Annotated in this window: 15 protein-coding genes; 5 read left to right on the top strand and 10 right to left on the bottom strand. The window is 67.9% G+C overall.

Annotation, left to right across the window (positions count from 1 at the left end):
- Positions 1–5 precede the first annotated feature (5 nt).
- The 3 genes from ACWPN8_RS28105 to ACWPN8_RS28095 are packed head-to-tail and all read left to right on the top strand — an operon-like array spanning position 6 to position 1,740.
- On the top strand, positions 6–362 hold the full coding sequence (locus ACWPN8_RS28105) for a histidine kinase dimerization/phospho-acceptor domain-containing protein (protein ID WP_492243133.1): 357 nt from the start codon (positions 6–8) through the stop codon (positions 360–362).
- Positions 350–955: a sensor histidine kinase gene (locus tag ACWPN8_RS28100; RefSeq protein WP_492243132.1), complete on the top strand. Its 606-nt coding sequence runs from the start codon at positions 350–352 to the stop codon at positions 953–955. Before ACWPN8_RS28105 ends, ACWPN8_RS28100 begins: the two co-directional genes overlap by 13 nt.
- Positions 952–1,740: a GGDEF domain-containing protein gene (locus ACWPN8_RS28095; RefSeq protein WP_492243131.1), complete on the top strand. Its 789-nt coding sequence runs from the start codon at positions 952–954 to the stop codon at positions 1,738–1,740. The genes ACWPN8_RS28100 and ACWPN8_RS28095 overlap by 4 nt, the downstream gene beginning before the upstream one ends.
- On the opposite strand, the gene ACWPN8_RS28090 is transcribed toward ACWPN8_RS28095, so the two are convergent.
- From ACWPN8_RS28090 to ACWPN8_RS28050, 9 genes are all read right to left on the bottom strand, one after another.
- Entirely contained in the window at positions 1,737–3,521 is a 1,785-nt protein-coding gene (locus tag ACWPN8_RS28090; protein ID WP_492243130.1) for an AI-2E family transporter, read from the bottom strand. The two genes, ACWPN8_RS28095 and ACWPN8_RS28090, sit on opposite strands and share 4 nt — an antisense overlap.
- A 223-nt stretch (positions 3,522–3,744) precedes the next feature.
- Positions 3,745–4,788, bottom strand: a complete 1,044-nt coding sequence (locus ACWPN8_RS28085) for an agmatine deiminase family protein (RefSeq protein ID WP_492243129.1) — start codon at positions 4,786–4,788, stop codon at positions 3,745–3,747.
- 542 nt (positions 4,789–5,330) lie between these two features.
- Entirely contained in the window at positions 5,331–6,164 is an 834-nt protein-coding gene (locus ACWPN8_RS28080; RefSeq protein WP_492243128.1) for an ABC transporter permease subunit, read from the bottom strand.
- Positions 6,161–7,105, bottom strand: coding sequence for an ABC transporter permease subunit (locus ACWPN8_RS28075; protein ID WP_109450980.1), 945 nt, complete (start codon positions 7,103–7,105; stop codon positions 6,161–6,163). The genes ACWPN8_RS28080 and ACWPN8_RS28075 overlap by 4 nt, the downstream gene beginning before the upstream one ends.
- Complete coding sequence (locus ACWPN8_RS28070) at positions 7,102–8,253, bottom strand: ABC transporter ATP-binding protein (protein WP_109450979.1); 1,152 nt, start codon at positions 8,251–8,253, stop codon at positions 7,102–7,104. The genes ACWPN8_RS28075 and ACWPN8_RS28070 overlap by 4 nt, the downstream gene beginning before the upstream one ends.
- A gap of 102 nt (positions 8,254–8,355) precedes the next feature.
- Positions 8,356–9,453 carry an extracellular solute-binding protein gene (locus ACWPN8_RS28065; RefSeq protein WP_452032267.1) on the bottom strand — a complete coding sequence of 366 codons (1,098 nt, stop codon included), beginning with the start codon at positions 9,451–9,453 and terminating at the stop codon, positions 8,356–8,358.
- Between the two features lie 708 nt (positions 9,454–10,161).
- Positions 10,162–10,536 carry an EamA family transporter gene (locus ACWPN8_RS28060; RefSeq protein ID WP_109450976.1) on the bottom strand — a complete coding sequence of 125 codons (375 nt, stop codon included), beginning with the start codon at positions 10,534–10,536 and terminating at the stop codon, positions 10,162–10,164.
- A 41-nt stretch (positions 10,537–10,577) separates the two neighbouring features.
- A complete protein-coding gene (locus tag ACWPN8_RS28055; protein WP_492243127.1) occupies positions 10,578–13,466 on the bottom strand; it encodes a UbiA family prenyltransferase in 2,889 nt (962 codons plus the stop codon).
- A gap of 644 nt (positions 13,467–14,110) precedes the next feature.
- Positions 14,111–15,454 carry a glutamine synthetase family protein gene (locus tag ACWPN8_RS28050; RefSeq protein ID WP_108549038.1) on the bottom strand — a complete coding sequence of 448 codons (1,344 nt, stop codon included), beginning with the start codon at positions 15,452–15,454 and terminating at the stop codon, positions 14,111–14,113.
- A gap of 167 nt (positions 15,455–15,621) precedes the next feature.
- Here ACWPN8_RS28050 and ACWPN8_RS28045 point away from each other — a divergent pair, with 167 nt between their 5' ends.
- Both ACWPN8_RS28045 and ACWPN8_RS28040 read left to right on the top strand, forming a co-directional pair.
- A complete protein-coding gene (locus tag ACWPN8_RS28045; RefSeq protein WP_492243126.1) occupies positions 15,622–16,902 on the top strand; it encodes an NAD(P)/FAD-dependent oxidoreductase in 1,281 nt (426 codons plus the stop codon).
- A 66-nt stretch (positions 16,903–16,968) separates the two neighbouring features.
- The gene (locus ACWPN8_RS28040) at positions 16,969–18,033 is read left to right on the top strand and encodes a hypothetical protein (protein WP_492243125.1); all 1,065 of its coding nucleotides are present in this window, start codon (positions 16,969–16,971) and stop codon (positions 18,031–18,033) included.
- Positions 18,034–18,063: 30 nt separating this feature from the next.
- Here ACWPN8_RS28040 and smc read toward each other — a convergent pair whose 3' ends face one another.
- Positions 18,064–21,525: a chromosome segregation protein SMC gene (smc, locus tag ACWPN8_RS28035; RefSeq protein ID WP_492243124.1), complete on the bottom strand. Its 3,462-nt coding sequence runs from the start codon at positions 21,523–21,525 to the stop codon at positions 18,064–18,066.
- Between the last annotated feature and the right edge of the window lie 41 nt (positions 21,526–21,566).

Raw genomic sequence — 21,566 nt, 5'->3', positions numbered from 1 at the left:
CCGAAATGCCGATGCGCTCACAGGAACAGGAGCTTCGTCAATGGGTGGCACGGTTGGCCGAGGATCCGGCCAATGCCGACAACCCGCTGCTGGCGGAATTCCAGACGCTGGCGGAGCGGCATGGCAAGCTTTTGCGCCAGTTTCACAAGATCGCCAAGATCAGTGACCGTCTCCAGACCGAGACCAAGGAGATAACGCGCCAGCAGCGGCAGTTCGTGCTGATGGTCAGCCACGAATTCCGCACGCCGTTGGCGATCATCGACAGCGCCTCGCAGATGCTGGAGCTGGAGCCGAAGCTGCCGGTTTCGGCGATGCCGCGGGTCGGTAGATCCGCAACGCGGTCCAGCGGATGCTGCACCTGATCGAACGCTGCCTGACCAACGAACGGCTTGGCGCCGCGAAGGCGCGGCCAGTGGCCTTCGACCTTGCGGCGATGCTGACCACGCTGGCGGGCGAGATGGCAGGGACCGCCACCGGCCACCGGTTCGAGTTGCACGGCCTGGACCTTCCGGTGCCGATTCCAGGCGACCGCGACCTTTTGGCGGTCGTGTTCTCCAACCTGATGGAAAACGCTGTCAAATACTCGCCGAACGGGGGGACGATCCGCCTCGACCTTTCGGTCGGCGACGGTGCCGCCGGCAGCCCTTGCGGAGGCGGCGCGGGCGGTCAGGTGACGGTGCGGATCTCGGACGAGGGGATCGGTGTCAACGCAGCCGACGCGGCGCGGCTGTTCGACAAGTATTTCCGTGCCTCCAACGCGGCGGGGACGACCGGGGCCGGGCTTGGCCTCCACCTCGCCCGCTGCATCGTCGATACCCATGGCGGCGGGATCTCGGTGGCGAGCGAGCCGGGCCAGGGCTCGACCTTCACCGTCCGGCTGCCGGTGGCGCGGGCAGCGATGTCCACGGCGGCAACGGCTTCGGCGGCGGTTCCGGTACCGGAGACGTCGCAATGACAGGGGCTGCCGACTCCGAGGTCGACAATTCCGACGGCACGACGGTAACGGGCTTGCCCAGGCGCTGGGCCTTGCGGCGGGGAACGATGGGCATGATGCTGCAGGAACAGAGGCTTCAGGATTGGGTCGACCGTCTTGCGGCGAACGAGGATTATGCCGGCCATCCGCTGATGCAGGAGTTCCGCGCGCTCGCCAACGACCACATGAAGCTGATGCGGCAGCTGACCAAGATCGCCAAGATCAGCGACCGCATGCAGACCGACACCCGCCAGATGGCGCGCACGCTGCACGCCGCATCGCAGACCGACCCGCTGACCGATCTGCCGAACCGCCGCCAGATGATGGAGCGGCTGGAGGCGGAGCTGTGCCGCGTCGGCCGCAACGGCAGCGGCTTCGCCCTGATCATGCTGGACATCGACCATTTCAAGGACGTGAACGACGCCTTCGGCCATGCCGCCGGCGACCATGTGCTGGTGGAGACCGCCGGCCTGCTGCGCCGGAACCTCCGCCTGCACGACCTGTGCGCCCGTTGGGGCGGAGAGGAATTCCTGATCCTGTTGCCCGGCAGCGATCAGATCCAGGCCGAAACCGTCGCGGAAAAACTACGCCAGCTCATCGCCCACCATCCGTTCGCCCACCAGGACAGCAGCATCACGGTGACGCTCAGCCTGGGCGTTGCGTCCTATCGCCAGGGGCAGACCGCCGACACCTGCATCCAGGCGGCCGACGACGCGCTCTACATCGCCAAGCGCGCCGGACGCAACCGCTGGGCGGCAGCAGCCTAGGTCGGGGAAGGTGCTGCTTCGGCAACCGTGTCCGGCACCGGCACGGCACCGATGTTCAGCTCCTCCAGCTGCGCCAGAGCCCCGGCCATCCCGGTGGCGACCAGAGTGGCGTCGGTCTCGGCGCTGGCCCGCTCCGGCACCTCGGATTCCGGATGGGCGCTCCACAGGCAGAGCAGAATCGGCACGCGCGGGCCGAAATGCATCCGCAGGCGGCGCATCATCCGCCGGCAATGGCCCAGCGCCGACGGGTTGAGCGAGGACAGCACCACCGCATCCACCCCCGTGGTGCCGAGGCTGGCGATGGAGCGGGTCGATGCCTTCTCGCAGGGCACGACATCGGCATGGATGCCGCGTCCCGCCAGCAGATAGGCGAGAAGCCCGGCCGCCGCCTCGTCCAGATTGTTGCGGGCCCCGACGCAGAGCACGCGCGGCGCATTCTCGGCAGGCGCGGTTGCATCCGACAACTCGTCCAGCAGCCCCGCCATGCCCTCGGCCACCGCCTGCCTCCCGTCCGGGTTGAGGGAACCGCGCTGGCGCTCCTGTTCGGCCAGCGACAGGGCGGGCAGCAGCAGTCCGTCGGCCAGTTCCAGCGGAGTGGACTTGCCGAGCCGCTCCTCGGCGAGTTCCGTCGCTTCCGCGGGATCGCGGGCCAGCAGGCGCTGGTAGATCTTCGCCTCGTCGGGCAGGACCGGGCGGTCGCCCAGCATCACCTCCAGGAAATGCAGCTGCGGCACATGGCGGCCGAGCACCACGAGGCAGACGGTCAGCGGCGTCGCCAGCAAGAGCCCGACCGGGCCCCACAGCGTCGTCCACACCACCGCCGCCACGATGATCGCGAGCGAGGACAGGCCGGTCGCCGTTCCGTAGAGCCAGGGCTCGACCACATTGTTGGAGAACAGCTCGACCGCCACGAACAGGGCGATGCACAGCAGCGGCAGGGTCCAGCCGGTGTCGACCGCGAAGGACAGCAGGATGGGAAAGGCCGAGGCGATCACCGGCCCGAGGAAGGGGATGAAGCGCAGCACCGTCGCCAGCAGCCCCCACAGCAGCGGGTTCGGCACGCCGAGCAGCCAGAGCCCGACGCCGATGGGCAGCCCGTAGGTCACGTTCACCACCACCTGCATCAGCAGATAGCGGCTGACCCGCTCACCGGCGTCGTTCATCGCCTCCGTCGTCCGGCTGAGGTCGCCGGAACCCACCAGCCGGATCATCCGGTCGCGCAGATCCTCCCGCTGCAACAGCATGAAGATGGTGAAGACCAGCACCATGCCGGCGGTGGCGATCGGCGTCATCGCCGGGCCAAGCACCCGGCTGACGAGGTCGAAGACGCCGGTGTCGGACTGGTCGATGCGCACCGGGACCGGCTCGCGGTGCACAGGCGCGCCGGCCTGCGGCGCCGGACCGGCGCCGGGCAGCTGGTTGGCCGCGGCACCGGCGGTGGCGCGCTCGATCTCCTGTTGCAGGTCGCGGAAGGCATCCGTCGCCTGCTTCAGCGCGCCGCGGTCGCCGGCCGAGGCGGTGGCGCTGCGCAGCGACTCGATCTTGGTGTGGATGTTGCGCTGGTAGGTCGGCAGATTGTCGGCCAGATCGCCCAGCTGGCTGCCCACCACCGCACCGAAGCCGATGATGCCGAGGAAGAGCAGCGCCACCACCGCCAGCACCGACGGAACGCGGCCCAGACGCCAGCGCTCCAGCCGGGTGACGATGGGCGTCAGCACGAAGCTGAGCAGCACCGCCAGCGCGATGGGCATCAGGATGTCCGCCGCCAGATACAGCGTCACCACGATCAGCGTGATGATCAGCAGGATCGTTCTGGGTGGAGACGGGTGGAGCGGCCTTCGTCACCGCGATGGGGCGTGCCTGCAGCCGGCGGGCGGTGTCCTCGGCCATGATCGTCGGGCTTTCCGGAAGGGAGAATGCCCGACATGAACACCGGCCGCGCCGCCACGTTCCCTCGCCTGCCCCGTCACGGCGGCGAGGGTCGCCAAACCATGATCGGGCCCGTCAGGGAAGCGGCTGCTGCTGGGTGATGCAGTGGATGCCGCCGCCGCCGCGGACGATGTCGAGCGCTGCGATCTGCACCACCTCGCGGTCGGGGAAGGCCTTGCGGACGACGCGGAAGGCCTCGTCGTCGGCCGGATCCTCGAAGGCCGGCATGACGATGCCGCCGTTGGCGATGTAGAGGTTGGTGTAGGACAGGGTCAGGCGCACGCCGTTCACGTCGCGGCGGGCCGGCTGCTGGATGGTGATGACCTCAAGTTCGCGGCCCTTCGCATCGCGGGCACGCTTCAGCCGGTCGAGATTGTCCTGGAAGATTTTGAAATTGGGGTCGCCGGGATCGTCGGTGGTGATCGCCATCACCACGCCCGGACGCACGAACAGCGCGATCTCGTCGATGTGCCCGTCGGTCTCGTCGTCCTGATAGCCCTGCCCCAGCCAGATCACCGTCTCGACGCCGAGATGGCTCTTCAGGTTTTGCTCAATCTCTTCCCGCGACAGGCCGGGATTGCGGTTGGGATTCAACAGGCACTGTTCGGTGGTGATCAGCGTCCCCTCCCCGTCGACATGGAAGGAGCCGCCCTCCATCACCAGCGGGGCGGACATGCAGGGGAGCTTGAGATGGTCGAGGATCAGGCGGCCGACCTGCTGGTCCTTGTCGCTGCCTTCGTAATTGCCGCCCCAGGCGTTGAATCCCCAATGGACGCCGGCCAGCCCACCCTTGCCGTCGACGACGAAGCTGGGGCCGGTGTCGCGGATCCAGGAATTGCTGATCGGCAGCGGCAGGATCTGGATGCCGGGACCGCAGGCGAGCGAGGCTTCCGCCACGTCCGCCGGGTCGCACACCATCGTCACCGGCTCGAAGCGGGAGATGGCCTGCGCGACCTCGGCATAGGCGTCGCACGCGGCGTCGAAAGCGCCCTCCGGCCAGGTTTCCGGCCGGCACGGCCACGCCATCCAGCATCCGCTGTGGCTGGCCCATTCGCCGGGCATGCGGAAGCCTTGACCCGTCCATTCACCCGTCGGCATCGGGGCGTTCGGTGTCGTCATGCGTCGATCCCTCTACCCTTTTTCAAAGTCCTCTGCCCGTCGCAGCCGCGACACCGAAACAACGGTCGGACCGAGACAACGGTCAGCGCGCCGCAAGAGACCGGGACATTTTTCATACCCCTCCACCCTAACCACGGGAGCGCGCCTTTGGCAATCGCGTCCGCCGCAGCGCGTGCTTGGCGTTATGGCAGAGGGGCGTCGTGCAGAGTGGCCTTGCGGCGACGGGATTTTAAAAAGACGCGGATGGACGTCGCGTCGTCATGCCGGGAGAGGAGTCCGGCATGAGGCCCGGCTAGAGGCCGGACGGCGGGCGCAGGGCGCGGCGGGCGGTGACCGAACGGGTGGTCGCATAGGCAGTGGAAACGGGACTGAAAAATCCGAGTCTCAACAAGGGGAACCACAGGAGCGCGCGCATGGCACGACCTCTTTCGCTGTTGACGATGACATCAACATAGCAAAGGAAACGGGCAATTGCCATCCGCGGCGGCAGAGGTCTGCTGCGCGCGGATGGCTAGGTCTGCGGAACGCTTCCAAAAAGCCGTTCAGCCGTTCTGAATCGCCATCTGTTCGTCGCGTTTGCGCTGCCGTTCCTGGCGGGCCATGACGATGCTGGCGACGAAGATGCCGGCCGCCACCACCAGAACCATCAGCGTCGCCAGCGCGTTGATCTGCGGGCTGATGCCGAACTTGACGCTGGAGAAGATTACCATCGGCAGCGTCGTCGAACCGGGGCCGGAGACGAAACTCGCCACCACCACGTCGTCCAGCGACAGGGTGAAGGCCAAAAGCCAGCCGGCGACCAGCGCCGGGGCGATCAGCGGCAGGGTGATGACGAAGAACACCTTGGCCGGACGGGCGCCCAGATCCATCGCCGCCTCCTCCAGGCTGCCGTCCATGCCGGCCAGCCGCGACTGGATGACCACCGCGACGTAGGACATGGTGAAGGTGGTGTGGGCGATGGTGATCGTGGTGACGCCGCGCCCGTCGGGCCAGCCCAGCCATTGCTCCATCGCCACGAACAGCAGCAGCAGCGACAGGCCGGTGATGACCTCCGGCATGACCAGCGGCGCGGTGATCATGCCGCCGAACAGGGTGCGGCCGCGGAACCGCCCGAAGCGGGTCAGCGCCAGCCCGGCGCAGGTGCCCAGCAGCACCGAAAGCGTCGCCGACACCGCCGCCACCTGGAAGGACAGGAACGCCGCATCCAGCAGGGCGTCGTTGTGGAGCAGTTCGCCATACCATTTGGTCGAAAAGCCGCTCCACACCGTCACCAGCCGCGACTCGTTGAAGCTGAAGACGACCAGCAGCGCGATGGGCACATAGAGGAAGGCGTAGCCGAACAGCAGCGCCCAGGACAGGAATCCGAACCGTTTCATCGCCCGGCCTCCGCCTGTTTGCCCTGCACATGCTGGAAGATCATGATCGGCACCACCAGGACCAGAAGCAGCGCGATGGCCACCGCCGACGCGACCGGCCAGTCGCGGTTGGCGAAGAACTCGTTCCACAGCACGCGGCCGATCATCAGCGTGTCCGGGCCGCCCAGCAGTTCCGGCGTCACGAACTCGCCCACTGCCGGGATGAAGACCAGCAGCGAACCGGCGATGATCCCCGGCAGCGACAGCGGCAGCGTGATCGACAGGAAGGATTTGAACGGACGGGAGCCGAGGTCGGCCGCCGCCTCCAGCAGGCTGGGATCCATCTTCTCCAGGGTCGAATAGAGCGGCAGGACCATGAAGGGCAGATAGCAGTAGGTCATGCCGATATAGACCGCCCAGTCGGAATAGAGGATCTCGACCGGCCCGCTGGTGATGCCCGCCCATTCCAGCAGATTGCTGATGACGCCGTTGCCCTTGAGGATGCCGATCCAGGCATAGATTCGGATCAGGAAGCTGGTCCAGAAGGGCAGGATCACCAGCATCATCAGCGGTCCGCGCCGGGCCGGATCGGCCTTGGCGATGGCATAGGCCATGGGATAGCCGATGGCGAGGCACATCAACGTGGTGACCGCCGCGATCCTGAGCGAATTCAGATAGGCGAGGATGTAGAGGTCGTCCCCGCCCAGCCGGAAATAATTGCTGATGTTCAGCAGGATCTGCAGCTTGGAGGTGCCGGCATCCTCGTCGGTCAGCCACTCCACCAGCGACGAATAGGGCGGCTGGGCGATGATCGATTCGGAGAAGCTGATGCCGAAGACGATCAGGAAGGGCACCATGAAGAACAGCAGCAGCCACAGATAGGGGATGGCGACGACCACGCCGCGGCCCCACAGCCCGATCCGGCTGAGCCCGGAAACGAGGACGGAGACGACCGTCCTCATTGGGTCAGCACCACGCCGGCGAAGGGGCGCCAGGTCAGGGTCACCTCGTCCTCCCAGGTGATCGGCATTTCGGTGCGGCGGGTGATGTTGGGGGCGGTGACGCGCACCGTCTTGCCGGTCGGCAGCTGCACGAGATAGATCGACACGTCGCCGAGATAGGCGATCTCGCGGACGATGCCCGTCGTCCGGTTGCGGCCGTCACCATCCGGCAGCGGCTCCTTCGACAGGGCGATCTTTTCCGGCCGGATGGCGACGGAGACGGGCGAGCCGGCCGGCGCCGGGGTGGCGTGGGCGATCAGCAGCTCGCAGCCGGCCTCCTCCGACGCGACGAGGACCTGGTCCCCTTCGGTCGAGACGACGCGGCCGTCGAACATGTTGATCGAGCCGATGAACTCGGCAACGAAGCGGTTGTGCGGGTATTCGTAGATCTCGGTCGGCGTGCCGACCTGGGCGATCACGCCATGGTTCATCACCGCGATGCGCGAGGACATGGTCATCGCCTCTTCCTGGTCGTGGGTCACGACGATGAAGGTGACGCCCAGCTTTTCCTGGATGTTGACCAGCTCGAACTGCGTGCGCTCGCGCAGCTTCTTGTCGAGCGCGCCCAGCGGCTCGTCCAGCAGCAGAAGCTTCGGCCGCTTGACCAGCGAGCGGGCGAGCGCCACGCGCTGGCGCTGGCCGCCGGACAGCTGGTGCGGGCGGCGCTTGCCGAAGGCCGACAGCTGGACCATCCCCAGCATTTCCGTCACGCGGTCGCGGATCTCCGCCTTCGCCACCCCGTCCTGTTTCAGGCCGAAGGCGACGTTCTGCTCCACCGTCATGTGCGGGAACAGGGCGTAGGACTGGAACATCATGTTGACCGGCCGCTCATAGGGCGGGATGCCGGCCATATCGACGCCGTCGATGTAGATCTTGCCCTCGGTCGGCTGCTCGAACCCCGCCAGCATGCGCAGCAGCGTCGTTTTGCCGGAGCCGGAGCCGCCGAGCAGGGCGAAGAACTCGTTGCGGTAGATCGACAGGCTGACTTCGTCCACGGCGACGAAATCGCCGAAGGTCTTCGTCACCTTCTCGATGCGGACATAAGGGGTCTGGCCCGCGTCCTGCCACGGTTCCAGGCGGGTGGGCTTGCGAATTGGCTGACCGGCCATCCGGTTTCCTCTTTCATGACAACGCCCCGGCCGCTCCCCATCGCTGGGGATCGGCCGGGGCGGGCCAGCACCATGGAGCGGCGCTTCTCAGGGGGGCCCGGCTTACTTGCCGGTCTTGACCTTGGTCCACACGCGGGTGCGGGCGCGGTCGGTGGCCTGCTTGATCTGCTTCAGCGAGAACAGCTTCAGCTTGCTGTCGGCCGGCAGGAAGATGCCGGGGTTCGACTTGATGTCGTCGGCGACCGTCGCCAGCGAGGCCGGCACCGCGTTGGCGTAGCTGACCTTGTTGGAGATGTTCGCCATGTTGGCCGGGTCGAGCACGAAGTTGATGTACTCGTAGGCGCCGTCCTTGTTCGGCGCGTCGGCCGGAACCGCCAGCGTGTCCCACCAGACCTGCACGCCTTCCTTCGGCGTGATGTATTCGACCTTGGCGCTCTTCGCCTCGGCGGCGCGGGCGGCACCCTGGATGGCGTCGCCGTTGTAGGCCATCACGACGCAGGCATCGCCGCCGGCGAGGATGTTGATGTTCTCACCGGTGACGAAGCGCTTGATGTAGGGGCGCACCGCCATCAGCGTCTTCTCGACCTTGTCCAGATCCTCCTTCTTCTCGGAGTTCGGGTCGAGGCCGAGATAGTTCAGCACCGACGGGATGACGTCGATGGCCGAATCCATCACGGTGATGCCGCAGGCCGCGACCTTCTTCGCCACCTCCGGCTTGAAGATCAGGTCCCAGCTGTCGAGCGCCACGTCGGGGGCGACGGCCTTGATCTTCTCCGGGATGATGGCGATGCCGACGGTGCCGCCGAGATAGGGCACGGCGTACTTGTTGCCGGGATCCGAATTCTCCAGCAGCTTCAGGACCTTGGGGTCGAGGTTCTTGTAGTTGGGGATCTTCGACTTGTCGAGCGGGCCCACGACCTTGGCCTGGATCAGGCGGGACAGGGTCGGCTCCGCGGTCGGCACGATCACGTCATAGCCGGACTTGCCGACGAGCACCTTCTGCTCCAGCAGTTCCAGGCTGTCGTACAGGTCGACCTTCGTCTCAGCGCCCGTGGCCTTGGTGAAGTCGGCGAGGGTCGTTTCACCCAGATAATCGTTCCAGATGTAGATGTTGACCGGCTTCTTGGCCTGGGCCATCGCCGGGCCGGCGATGGCGATCGCCGCGACCGCGCCGATGAGGCTGAGAGCGAGTTTTTTCATGATTTGCCCCGACCTGTTCGTGTGTGTTGCGGGCACCGCCACATCCCAACGGCTGGCCCGGCTCGCGGGCGCTATTGCACCCACGCCCGGCCATGTTGTCAACGGTTTGGGTCGTGGTCGGGGGCTGGTTTCCGGGACTGGTTTGCAGGCGGCGGCCATCTCCGCGAAGCCATGCGCAATCAATCCTCTACACACCGAATGTCGCAACGGGCCGGTCGGGGCGAAGACCCGGCTCCAACGCTGCGAATCGCCGCCGGGGAAATGCCGCCGGGCGGCGGTGCAGCCGTCCGCACGGGCCTTTGGATCCAGACCTTGGGGCTGGCAAATGGCGACCGGCCGCGACCCCAGGGGTTCCGGGGAACCCGCAAGAGAGTGTCGCGGCCGGCAAAGGAAACCCTTTCCCAAGGCAACGGCCTGCCGGCCGGAACCCGGGTCGCCTGTCTTTAAAATTGCGTGCCCTGGTATTTATGCTCGCGAATATGTCGTCAGTTATACCCGTCAATCTTTTCCGGTCAATACCCGAATCGTGTCATTCCATTTTCAAATTGAAAGATACTGTGACGAAACTCGTCGCCATATCATGGTACTCATTGGCATGCAGACAGTCGTGTACCAAAGATATTGGTGCAATGCGGAATAAGGCGCTGCGACTATTGTCACAGCGCCTTCCTGTTTTGCGGCCGGACCTTTGGTTTGGTTTACGATACCTTAACTTTGCGCCGTCAGGACCACGCCCAGAACCACCAGCAGCGTGCCGATCAGGCGGGTCAGGCTGACCGTCTCGCCCAGCAGCAGCATGCCGAGCGCCAGCGTGACCAGGAAGCCCAACCCGACGAAGGGATAGGCCATGGAAACATCGACCTTCGCCAGGACCGCCAGCCACACCACCATGCCCAGCCCGTAGCAGGCCAGCCCGGTCAGGATGTGCGGCGTGGCGACCACAGACAGGGCGATCTGCCCGGCCTCCCCCCGTGCCAGCGCGGTCGACACCGCGGGGCTGGACATGCCGATCTTCAGGGAAATCTGTGCGATGGCGGACAGGGTGACGCTCAGCAGGATCAGTCCGACGACGGCGATGGGCATGGCGGCTCCGGGAAAATGACGGAAGGATGGAGGGCGGCGGCTCACGCCCGGCCAAGCATCAGCGCGGCGCCGCAGACCAGCCCGATGGCGATGCTCCACTTGTCGCGCGCGGCGAACACCACCGGATCGTCGTGCATCAGCCCGCGGTGGGTTTGCAGCCACACCCGCCCGATCCAGAAGAGCAGCAGCGGGCAGATGATCCACAGCGCCTGCGGCTGGTCATAGACCCGCCCGACCTCCGGGCTGTTGATGTAGAGCGCCATCACCAGCACCGAGAGGAAGCCGGCCGACACACCGATGGATTGCAGCACCGGCATGTCGGCGGTCACATAGCCCCTGCCCTCCGCCTGCCCCAGCCCCAGCTTCAGCATGCTGTCCATCTCGGAATAGCGCTTCACCATGGCGAGGCTGAGGAACAGGAACATCGAGAAGGCAAGCAGCCAGAAGGACGGGACGATGGCCGTCGCCGTGGCGCCGCCCAGCACCCGCAGCGAATAGAGCCCGGCCAGCAGCATCACGTCCCAGATCACCCGGTTCTTGGCGAACAGGTTGTAGAACAGCGACGAGGCGGCATAGGTCGCCAGCGCCGCCAGGAACAGCGGCGGCAGCGCCACCAGCGACAGGACGAGGCTGGCCAGCAGCAGGCCGGGGATCAACGACAGGCCGAGGTCGAGCGGCAGGTCGCCGGCCGCGAAGGGACGGCGGCGCTTGCGCGGGTGGCGGCGGTCGGCCGGCAGGTCCAGCAGGTCGTTCAGCACATAGATGCTCGACGCGCACAGCCCGAAGGCGAGGAAGGCGGCGACGGCCTGGAGGGTCGGCCCGACCTCCCCCAGCTTCTGGCCGGCCACCAGCGGCACGAAGACCAGCAGGTTCTTCAGCCACTGGTGCAGGCGCAGCGCCTTCAGGATCAGCAGCAGGCGCGGCCGGCGCGGGGTGGCGATGGTCTCCAGCGGGCACAGCGTGGCGGCATGGCGAACCACCCCGGCCGCGGCGTCCACCGCGATGCCGCGGCGGGCGGCGCGCCAGACGGCATAATCGGCCTCGTCATTGCCCATATAGTCGAAGATGCCGGACGGCACTTGCGCCCGGATCGCCTCCAGCTTGCGCTCGCTCTTCAGGTTCAGGCCGTCGCTGCTGGACAGCACCTGATCGAACAGGCCGAGATGACGGGCGATGGCGTCGGCATAGCGGTGGTGGGCGGCGGTCGCCAGCACCAGACGCCGGCCGCGCCTGCGCTCCTCCTCCAGCCGTTGCAGGACGGCGGGGTTGTAGATCAGGCCGGCCGGGTCGATCTCCACCCGGCGGGCCAGTTCCGCCTTCAGCCGCGCCTTGCCGCCGGCCAGCCAGACCGGCACCAGCAGCGCCGCCCAGGGCTGCGCCTTGATCAGGCCGAACAGCGATTCATAGAGGAGGTCGGTCCTCAGCAGCGTGCCGTCGAGATCGACGAACAGCGGCGGCTCCTCGGCGACCGGGGGCGGGACCGGCGTCGCAGTGGCGGCACGCGGGAGGGCGACGACGGAGGGCGCAGCCTCCTCGGCCGGCGGGGCATGACCGCGCCCGACCGCTCCCTCGACGCCCCACAGGGCTGCTGCGGCGCGGTCGTGCCGTGGAGCCAGCACAGTGATCAGGCCCAGCAGCATCAGGGTGGCGAAGAACAGATAGGATTGCAGGACGTTCAGCGGGCTGTCGGCCAGCGCGTTGACCGGCCAGAACAGGACGTTGCCGGCCAGGAAATAGGCCACCGCCAGCAGCGTGACCGCCCCGGCCGGACGTCGCAGCCCGGGCTCCAGCAGGATCAGGAAGGCGAGCGCGAAGGCCGGCAGCAGGATGCCGTAATGATGCACCCAGGCGACCGGCGAACCGACGGTGAAGCAGATGCCGGCGACGACGAAGGCCAGGATCCGTTCGGCCCCGCGGTCGCGCCGCCGCCACAGCAGGCCGAAGCCGACGAAGGCGAGGCCCGAAACCTGCGTGGCGATATGGACCGCCGGGTGATAGGGGGCGAAGGCCTCCGCCGACCATTCCAGATTGTTGCCGTTGTGCAGCAGGCGGTTGACCAGCCCGTTGACGGTCTGGTTGACGTGATAGCTCTCGCCGTGCCGGCCGATGAACAGCAGCACCTCCAGGTAATCGATCATCGGCGCGAAGCCGTAGACCAGGGTCGCCAGCGCCACCCCCGGCACCACGACCGCCGCCCAGCCCGCCGCCATCCGCCAGTCGCCGCGCAGCGCCGCCCAGGCGAGGAACAGCGACATCTGCGGCTTCATCAGCGTCGAGGCGCCGAGCAGGGCTCCGCACAGCACCCGCCGGTCGCGCAGCAGGGCGATGCAGGCGAAGACGAAGGCGGCGTTCAGCCAGACCTGCACCTGCCCCAGCGAAAAGGCCTTCAGAACCGGATAGAAGCACAGCGTCGCGACGAAGCCGAAGCCGCCCAGCAGCACCTGGGTCAGCCGGTCGTCCCGCGCGCCGGGCAGGCGCAGCCGCGCCGCCATCTCCAGCACCAGGATCGCCATGCCGGCCGCGGTCGCCAGCACGAACAGCAGGTTGACCCGCTCGAACGCCACGAGGTTCAGCACCCCCAGCGCCTTCATCGCCTCCAGCGGCAGCAGCGAGGTCACCGGATATTGGAACTTGATGTGCTGCTTGAAGAACACGCCGTCATAGACATTCTCGCCCGGCCGTTCATGCAGCCAGTCGAGTGCGGCGATCATCGGGTCCCAACTGTCGACCGGGATCAGGTCGGGGTTCTCCAGCACGAACAGGTTCTGGATGTCGGTCAGGTTGCTGGCATGGCCGCCGCGGTGCAGCGCCAGCCCCAGCAGCCCGGTCGTCAGCACGATGAACAGCGACGCCAAAATGATGCTGCGCTGAACCCAGCCAACGCTTCGCAGGCCTGTTCGAAGGGACGGGATCGCAGGTTGCATGCTCATGCTTGGCCATCCATCGGTTGCCCATCACTTTTGTCGCGACACTGCCCCGGCTCCGGCTCATCCGCCCGGGCGGGGCAATCGGCCAAGGCAATCGAAGGCGTGCCGCGGCGGCAGAAACGCCATGTCCCGCGAAAGCTACGGCCCCGTGCCTTGACTATTTTCAAAGGAGATAACAAAGTGCAGTGACGCCCAGCCGGCGCCAAACCGCCGCATGGCGACCGTATCTTCCCCTGCCTCTCCTCACAGGGTCGAAAATACACTGCGGTTTTGCTTTGAAAGTCTTCGATTACGTGTGCCGGCGGCCATAAAGGGATGAACGACGACCTTGCGTTTTTAAGCGCATCCGCCAAAACCGGGCTGCACGGTGGTGGCAGAGCACCGTGCCCGGCGACCGGCCGGCGAGGGGGATCGCACCGCTCGGGGTAGGACGGGCGATGGGGGGCGCGGATGGACCCGGCTTTCGGACCGAACTTTCGGATCTCCGGGGCGGGACGGCTCACGAACGGCTGGTCAGCCGGCGCGACCCGCTACGGAGTGGACGGACATCGGCGAGCGGGACTGGCGCAGGAACAGGGAACCAAATACGTAAAAGGGCTGCCGGCGGATGTCCCCGCCGGCAGCCCTTTCAATCGTGACGCCAAGGCTCAGACGTTCAGCAGCAGATTCTCACGCTCCCACGAGCTGATGACCCGGTTGTAGGCCTCGTACTCCGTCTGCTTCACGCAGGTGACGGCGTCGATGAAGCGTTCGCCGAGGATTTCCTTCAGTGGCTTGCAGGCGTTGAACTTGGTCAGCGCCTCCGACTGGTGGCGCGGCAGCGTGAAGGCGAGGCGGTAGGCCGACCCCTTGATCGGGTCGTTCGGCTCCAGCCCCTGGGTCATGCCGACATAGCCGCAGGCGAGCGACGCGGCGATGGCGAGATAGGGGTTGGCGTCCGCGCCGGCCACCCGGTTCTCCACCCGGCGGGCGTCGGGCTGGGAGACGGGAACGCGCAGGCCGGTGGTGCGGTTGTCGCGGCCCCAATGCACGTTGATCGGCGCATCGGAGTTCGGCACCAGCCGGCGGTAGCTGTTGACGTTGGGCGCCAACAGCGGCATCACATAAGGCAGGTATTTCTGCAACCCGGCGATGTGCGCCATGAACAGGTCGCTGTCGGTGCCGTCGGGATTGCTGAACAGGTTGCGGCCCGTGACGGTATCGACCACCGACTGGTGGATGTGCATGGCGCTGCCGGGTTCGCCCTGCATCGGCTTCGCCATGAAGGTGGCGTAGATCTGGTGGCGGATCGCCGCCTCGCGCGCCGTGCGCTTGAACAGGAAGGCCTGGTCGGCCAGTTCCAGCGCGTCGCCGTGGTTGAAGTTGATCTCGATCTGGGCGGCGCCGGCCTCGTGGGTCAGCGTGTCGATGTCGATGTCCTGCTTCTCGCAGAAATCATAGACAGCCTCGAAGATCGGGTCGAATTCGTTGACCGCGTCGATGCCGAAGGCCTGCCGGCCGCTTTCCATCCGGCCGTTGCGCCCGACCGGCGGGACCAGCGGGTAATCGGGGTCCTTGTTGACCTGGACCAGGAAGAATTCCAGCTCCGGCGCCACCAGCGGCTTCCAGCCGCGCTCCTCGTACAGCGACAGCACGCGCTTCAGCACATGGCGCGGCGACACGTCGACCGGCCTGCCGTCGGCATAGACGCAGTCGGTGATGACCTGGGCCGTCGGCTCGGTGTACCAGGGGACGAAGCGGATCGTCCGTTCGTCCGGAATCATGTAGATGTCGGAATTCTCGTCCGAGGTGATGTCCTCGTCGTCGGGGAATTCACCGGTCACGGTCTGGACGAAGATCGCCTCGGGCAGGCGCAGGCCGCGGTCGCGCAGGATGCGGAGGAACTTTTCGGCGGGGACGATCTTTCCCCGCGCGATGCCCGACATGTCGGGCACAAGACATTCGACTTCGGTAATGCGGTTCTTCTTGATGAAGTCTTCCATAAAACCCATGGGTATGGCGGACCGCTCCGGACTATGGGCAGCCCCCTCCGTGCTGTGGACGACAGCGACACTATGACGCCGTTCCGGCGGAACGCGCCAGAGGGTTCCGCATGACGGTTCGGTGAAATATCCGCCTTTCCGTTGACCTCCCCATCGGCTCGGACTTAACTGCGGCCATGCCGAAAGCCTCCTACCTGAACAGCTGGTACGCGGCCTCCGCCGCCCCCCGCATCGACCGCCCGGCCCTGGAGGGCGAGGCCGCCTGTGACGTCTGCATCGTCGGCGGCGGCTACACCGGCCTGACCGCGGCGCTGGAACTGGCGGAGCGCGGCTTCGACGTCGTTCTGCTGGAGGCGGAAAGTTGCGGCTGGGGTGCTTCGGGCCGCAACGGCGGACAGATCATCACCGGCTACAACAAGCCGATGGCGACCGTCGAGGGCTGGGTCGGCAAGGAGGATGCCCGCCGCCTGTGGGAGTTCGGCGAGGAGGCGAAGGCCCAACTGGCCGGGCGGGTGGAGCGCCACGCCATCGCCTGCGACCTGACCTGGGGCTTCGCCTATGCAGCACTGAAGCCGCGCCACATGCAGGACGTGGCGGCGCTGGAACAGGAGATGCGCGACGGGTACGGCTATGACCGGGTGCAGCGGCTGGACCGCGCCGGCATCCGTGCCCATGTCGGCAGCGACGCCTATATCGGCGGCCTGCTGGACGAGGGCAGCGGCCATCTGCACCCGCTGAACTACGCGCTGGGCCTCGCCCGCGCCGCCGATGCCGCCGGGGTTCGCATCTTCGAGAACAGCCGCGTGCTGGCCATGGACAGCGGGGCGAAGCCCTGGGTCCGCACCGAACGCGGGCGGGTGACGGCCAAGCACCTGATCCTCGCCGGCAACGCCTATCTCGGCGGGCTGGCCCCGGCGCTGGACCGCACCATCATGCCGGTCGCGACCTACATGATCGCCACCGAACCGCTGGGCGAGGAGCGGGCACGGACCCTGCTGCCGACCAACATCGCGGTGTCGGACATGAAGTTCTCGCTGGATTACTTCCGCCGCTCCGCCGACCACCGGCTGCTGTTCGGCGGCGGCGTCAGCTATTCCGGAGTGGACGGGCCGGGTCTGAAACAGGCGATGCGGATGAAGATGCTGGCGATCTATCCGGATCTGAAGGACGCCCGCGTCGAGTATTTCTGGGGCGGGCGGGTCGCCATCACCATGAACCGCATGCCGCATCTGGGCCGGCTGTCGCCCACCACGCTCTATGCCCACGGCTATTCCGGCCATGGCGTGGCGCTGGCCGGCATGGCCGGGCGGCTGATGGCGGAGACGGTGAGCGGCACCGCCGGGCGCTTCGACGTGTTCGCCCGCATCCCCCACACCCCCTTCCCCGGCGGACGGCGCTTCCGCACCCCGGCGCTGGTCCTCGCAATGATGTGGTTCCGTCTGCGTGATCTGCTGTAGGCTGGGGAAGCAATCCATGGCCTCCACGCATCCACCTCCGTCCCCCGCCGAGTACCGCCCCCACCCATGACCGACATCTCCAGCAGCGACGAGACTCCCCCCTCTTCGGATGCCGCACCGGGCAAGGACGCCGCCCCGGACGCTGCCCCGGACGCCGCCATCGCCGAGAAGGCGGCGCAGGAGAATGTCCTGGTCCAGCCGATGCGGGACACGCATTTCGATTTCCAGCACAAGGTCTTCAGCCTGCCCGGCGCCTTCTTCTGCCAGGATCCGAACAGCAAGGATCCCGTGCTGAACATGCTGCTGGGCGACCTGAAGGTGGCGCTGGCCTTCCCCACCCTGATGGAGTCCTTCCAGATCGAGGACGGCACCCACGATGCCCGCCTGCTGGAGGTCATCGAACAGGGTCTGGCCTTCGTGAAGCAGATCCGGCCGGGCGAGGAAATCCCCGGCGAGCTGCTGGACGGCCGCGCCTCCTGGTCGGTGGAGGACAAGCACCGCATCGCCGCCAAGGGGCGGCTGACCATGCAGATCGTCTCGTCCTTCACCGGCAACGAGATCATCGTTTCCGACCAGTCGCAGCTGGAACAGCTGCTGGACGACCCGCAGACGCAGGAGAAGATGAAGGCGGCCTTCGCCAAGATCGCCGAGCGGCTGAAACTGACCAACAACCCCGAACAGTACCTGACCGACCGCATCGACGATCTGGCGCAGGAGCTGTCCTACATCGAGGCGCTGCGCGACCGCTTCCGGCACATCCGCCGCATCGAGCAGGCGATGGGCAAGCTCGCCACCATCTACCGCACCGACCGCACCTTCTGCAGCGAACTGAACCGGATGCAGGGGCTGATCCGCAAGCCGGTGCGCGAATACGACATGATCTTCGATCAGGCCGACGCCCAGACCGGCGACATCGTCGGCGCGCTGCGCAATTTCCACCCCACCATCCAGTTCATCCGCAAGATCCGCGACGATCTGCGCGCCAAGCTCTTGGAGTGGGAAGACCTGCTGCGCGGCTGGGACGACATCTCGATGGAGCGCTCCCCCAAGGTGGAGGCGTTGCAGAAGCAGACCTACCGGTTCCTGGCGAGCCGCTACATCGAGACGACGGTGTGGAAGCGGGGGGGATGAGCGCGGAAAGCCACCGTCGCCCCCTTCCCGTCACGCCACCCCGCGAAGCTCCTCCGCCCTGCTCAGATCCACGCTGACCAGCTGCGACACGCCCCGCTCCACCATCGTCACGCCGAACAGGCGGTCGACGCGGGCCATGGTCAGGCGGTGGTGGGTGATGATCAGGAAGCGGGTGTCGCCCTGCCGCGCGATGTCCTCGACCAGATCGCAGAAGCGGCCGACATTGGCCTCGTCCAGCGGGGCGTCCACCTCGTCCAGCACGCAGATCGGCGCCGGGTTGGACCGGAAAACGGCGAACAGCAGCGACAAGGCCGTCAGCGCCTGCTCGCCGCCCGACAGCAGCGAGAGGACCTGCAACTTCTTGCCCGGCGGGCTGGCGTAGATCTCCAGTCCGGCATTCAGCGGGTCCTCGGCGTTGACCAGCTCCAGATAGGCCTTGCCGCCGCCGAACAGGCGGGTGAACAGCTCTTGGAAGTCGCGGTTGACCACGTCGAAGCTGGCGACAAGACGTTCGCGCGCCTCGCGGTTGAGGCTGGCGATGCCCTGGCGCAGGCGGGCAATGGCGGCGGTCAGATCCTCGCGCTCGCCGTTCAGGCCGCCGATCTGGGCCTCCAGTTCCTCCGCCTCGATCTCGGCGCGCAGATTGACCGGCCCCATGTTCTCGCGCTCGCGCGTCAGCTTGTCGAGCCGCGCTTCCACCGCGCCCGCATCGGGCATCGGTTCGGCAGGGTCGAGGTCGGCGGCGGCACGGGTGTCCTCCGGCCGGCAGTCAAGACGTTCGGCGATGCGCTCCGTCAGGGTGCGCTCCTGCTGGAGCGCCGCGGAGACCGCGGCTTCGGCGCGGGCGCGCGCCTCGCGCCCGTCGGCCAGCGCCGCTTCGGCATCGTGCAGCGCCTGCTCGGTCGCGGCCAGACGGGATTCGGCCTCCGTCAGTGCTTCGGCGGCGCGCTTGCGGTCGCGCTCGGCCAGGGCGATGCGGTCGAGAAGGTCCTGGCGCTCCGCCGCGATCTCCGCCGGGCGGCCGGACAGCAGGGCGATCTCGCTGTCGGCCTCCGCGGCGCGCTGGCGCAGTTCGGCGACGCGTCCCCCGGCCCCGGCGGAGCGGGTGTCCCAGGAGGCGGTTTCCGACTGGATGGCGGCAAGGCGCTGGCGCCGGGCCTGGGCCTCGCGGGTCAGCCGGTCCAGCGCGTTCTGCCGCTCGGCCAGGACGGCGCGGCGCTCGGCCAGGGCGGTGCGCCGGTCGTTGACCTGCTCGCGCCCTTCGCGCGGGTCGGGCAGCTGCTCCAGCAGTTCCAGCACCTCGTCGCGGCGGGCGGCGGCCTCGCCCTCCTCGGCGGCGAGCCGTTCCACCGCCTCCGCCAGCGCGGCGAGGCGGGTGGATGCGGCGTCGGCCTCGCGCGCCAGCTTGGCATGGCGGTCGCGGGCGGCGTTCAGCGCGGCGAAGCCGTCGCGCACGGCGTCACGGGCGCGGCGGTCGGCCTGGGCCGCCTCCTCGACCGTCCGCTTGGCGGCGTCCAACGCCTCGCGCGCCAGCTCGACCTGTTCCTCGGCAAGCTCCAGCTCGCCGCGCAGTTCGGCCAGCCGGTTGCGCTGCTTCAGGCGGATGGCGGCGGCAGTCGGGGCGCCGGCCTGCACGGTCAGCCCGTCCCAGCGCCACGCCCCGCCGTCGCGGCTGACCAGCACCTGCCCGGGCGCCAGCGTCGCCGCCAAAGCCGCACCCTGGGCGGCGTCGGCGACCACCGCGATGTGGGCGAGCGCGCGGCCGGCGGCAGGCGGGCCCTGCACATGGTTCGACAGCGGCACGGCACCGGCCGGCAGCGGTGCTGCCGCCTCATAGGCGGGAAGCATGCGCCAATGCACCGGGGCCGCCGTGTCGAGCGGCGCGGTCAGCGCGTCGCCCAGCGCGGCGGCCAGCGCCCCCTCATAGCCGGGCGACACCGTCACCGCATCGACCAGCGGCGGGAACTGCCCGCCGGCACCGGCTTCCAGCAGTTCGGCCAGCGCGCGTTCCTCGGCCCGCAGCCGGGCGCGGGCGCTGTCGGCGGCAGAAAGAGCCTCGCGGGCGCGGGACTGGGCCGGCTCGGCCTCCGCCTTCGCCAGTTCGGCGGCCTCGGCGGCGTCGCGGGCCTGCTCCAGCCGCTGGTCAGCCAGTTCGACCGCCAGTTCTGCCTCCGACAGGTCGGCGCGGGCGGCGATCTCCGTCTCCAGTGCGGCGCGCTGGGCCTGCTGCTCGGCCAACCGCTTGGCGAGGCCGGCGGCGCGGGTCTCCAGTTCGGCGGCCTGACGCTGGGTGGCGGCGCGGCGGGCCTCGTCGGTGGCGACCGCCTCGGTCACCCGGGTCAGCTCGCGGTCGAGCGCATCGACCTGCTCGCGCGCTTCGGCCAGAGCCTCGCCGGCGGCTTCCTCCAGCATCTCCTCGTCGGCCTGCGCCTCGATCAGCCGGTCGCGCTCGGCCATCAGCCGGGCCAGCGCCTCGCCGGCATCGGCGGCCAGCGCCTCCTCGCGCCCGAGGTCGCCGGCGATCTGGCGCAGCCGCGCCTCCAGGGCGCGCTGCTGGTCGGCGACGCGCTTCTCCTCGGCGTCCAGCTGTTCGCGGGCGATCACCAACCGTTGCAGGGCGGAGGCGGCCCGCGCCTCGTCCTGGCGCTTCTCGGGCAGGCCGGCGGCGGCCTCGGTCCGGCGCGCGGCCAGCTGGTTGACGGCCAGCATGCGGTCGCGCACCTCGGCCTCGGCGGCTGCGAAGGCGGCATGGGCGCGGGCGCGCTCCTCCTGGGCGGCGAGCCAGCGCAGATGCCACAGCACCGCCTCCGCCTTGCGGATCTGGTCGGACAGGTTGCGGTAGCGGGATGCCTGCCGCGCCTGCTTCTTCAGGCTTTGCAGCTGGGTATCCATCGCCCCGATCACGTCGTCGAGACGGGTCAGGTTGGTCTCCGCCGCCTTCAACCGCAGCTCGGCCTCGTGCCGGCGGGAATGCAGGCCGGTGATGCCGGCGGCCTCCTCCAGCAGGGCGCGGCGGTCCTGCGGCTTGGCGGAGATGATCTGCGCCACCTTGCCCTGGCTGACCAGCGCCGGGGAGCCGGCGCCCGACGCGTTGTCGGCGAACAGAAGCTGGACATCGCGCGCCCGCACCAGCTTGCCGTTGATGCGGTAGTCGGACCCGGACCCGCGCTCGATCCGGCGGGTGATCTCCAGCTCGTCATGTTCGTTGAAGCCGGCGGGCGCGGTGCGCGACCGGTTGTCGACCGCCAGCGTCACCTCGCCCAGATTGCGCGCCGGCCGGCTGGAGGTGCCGCCGAAGATGACGTCGTCCATGTCGTCGCCGCGCATGCGCTTGGCCGAGGTCTCGCCCATCACCCAGCGCAGCGCCTCCACCAGATTGGACTTGCCGCAGCCGTTGGGACCGACGATGCCGGTCATGCCGGGTTCGATGACCAGGTCGGTGGCATCGACGAAAGACTTGAAGCCCGACAGGCGGAGACGCGTGAACTGCACTGGGATAAGAACCTTCGGTGTACCGGGCTTGGATGAGGTGC

Source organism: Azospirillum sp. UENF 112521 (assembly GCF_058780665.1).
The sequence above is the reverse complement of the archived record's forward strand: the minus strand, read 5'-3'. Positions and strand labels throughout refer to the sequence as shown.